Origin of the sequence: Endozoicomonas sp. YOMI1, assembly GCF_024606345.1 — a bacterium.
Classification (GTDB): Bacteria; Pseudomonadota; Gammaproteobacteria; order Pseudomonadales; family Endozoicomonadaceae; genus Endozoicomonas.
On record NZ_JAHHPM010000285.1, the window covers coordinates 1 to 1,608 of the forward strand.

At 50.6% G+C, this 1,608-nt stretch carries 1 protein-coding gene; it reads left to right on the forward strand.

The genetic code is table 11. The features are described from left to right. The first annotated feature begins 353 nt into the window (after positions 1-353). On the forward strand, positions 354-1,523 hold the full coding sequence (locus KDK15_RS09745) for an ankyrin repeat domain-containing protein (RefSeq protein ID WP_257295163.1): 1,170 nt from the start codon (positions 354-356) through the stop codon (positions 1,521-1,523). Positions 1,524-1,608 lie beyond the last annotated feature (85 nt).

Sequence of the window (1,608 nt, forward strand, 5' to 3'; positions counted from 1 at the left end):
GCGCCCGTCTAGGCGACCCCGTAGCGAGGACGGCAGAAAATTGAGGATAAAAATTTCGTTTTGTGAGGTGAATAGTGGTGCTATTTACCGAAAAAAACGGAATTTTTAGACCAATTTGCTGCTGCTGCTGCTGCTGCTGCCGCCGCATTAGGGCAGCCTATTCTCGGACAACCTCCTATACGGGTTTACGACTATTGTGCCGCTGTGAAGTTAAGAATGCATCAGATAGATGATCAATTGCAGATTCAGAGTCTAATCAGCAACCGCTATCAAGGCTTGCGCATTGAGCCCTCTACACTATTTTCATTTAAGCGATTTGCTGTTCTTTGTATATCTTGAACGGGAAAACATCCATGTTATCAAGCCTCAGGACGGTGCATGACCATTCGCAGGAAATGGTAGCCGATGCCCGCGTGGAATCCCCATCTGCAGCAGCGTCCTCCACACTGACCGATAACACGACAGAAGTCGATCATTCAGAATCTGAAGTTGCTATTTCAGGTAGCAGGCAGTTGTCGGCAACGACGGCTCATTTAGCAGAGCTGATGAAATCAGCAATCCTGCGTGATGACCTGGCCACTGTCAACCATTTGCTGGACCAGGGCGTTGACCCCAATATCCGCGATGTGTGTGGCTCTACCCCTCTGTACTGGGCCATCCACAGACTGGAAGATGAAGATATTGTCAAGACGCTGCTGGATCGCAGTGCAGATCCTAACCTTCCTTTCACCACCTATTTGTTGGGAAAACAAACTACGCCTTTGCTGCAAGCTGCAAAACTGGGCAACTATAAGGCCCTCAATTTGTTGCTGGACAGAGGAGCTGAGCTGAACGCCAGTGACGATGATGGTTGCACAGCGCTGCATCTGGCCACTTTACCTGACAACGCGACAGCGACCACCAAGATCCTGAATTGCTTGCTTGACAGAGGTGCCTATATCAATGCTCTTGAGCATTTGGGCCATACTCCGCTGCTCTATGCGGTACTTGAATGCAATATTGCGGGCGTTAACACTTTACTGCAAGGAGGTGCCAATCCAGATATTCCTGACCAGTGGGGTCAGACTCCACTTAACTGGGCTCTGCATTACTACCTCCATTTCAAAATCAACAGTATGTTCAATAGCTTGCTGGCCAATGGAGCCAATCCCAATAAACCCGGCAGGTTAGGCAATACCCCACTGCATCTGGCGCTTCAACAAGAATGGCCAGAGGTCGTTGACATTCTGCTGGCCAATGGTGCCCATACCAATATTCCCAATGCATCTGGCAAAACCGCGCTGGACATTGCTGCAGCCAAAGGCGTTGTTGATGCCCTGCACAATTACATTCCTGCTTATCAACCCAGGAAGCTAATGGCCTGCGCCCGAACCTGCATTCGTTCACGGCTGGTAGAGAACCGGGTGCCTTTGGCAAAAGCCCTGGCACCAAACTCTGACTGCCTGCCGCTGCCGAAATCCATGAAGGCCTATTTATACCAGCCGCTGACTCTCTGGGAGGCTGTCCCGAAAGCAGGTTATTAAGATTCAGGCTTGCGCAGCGAGCCTTGTTCAGTGACACTCCCCGCCTTATCAGGCGAGGCTTCTTTCTGACTTCGCAGGCTTTTGC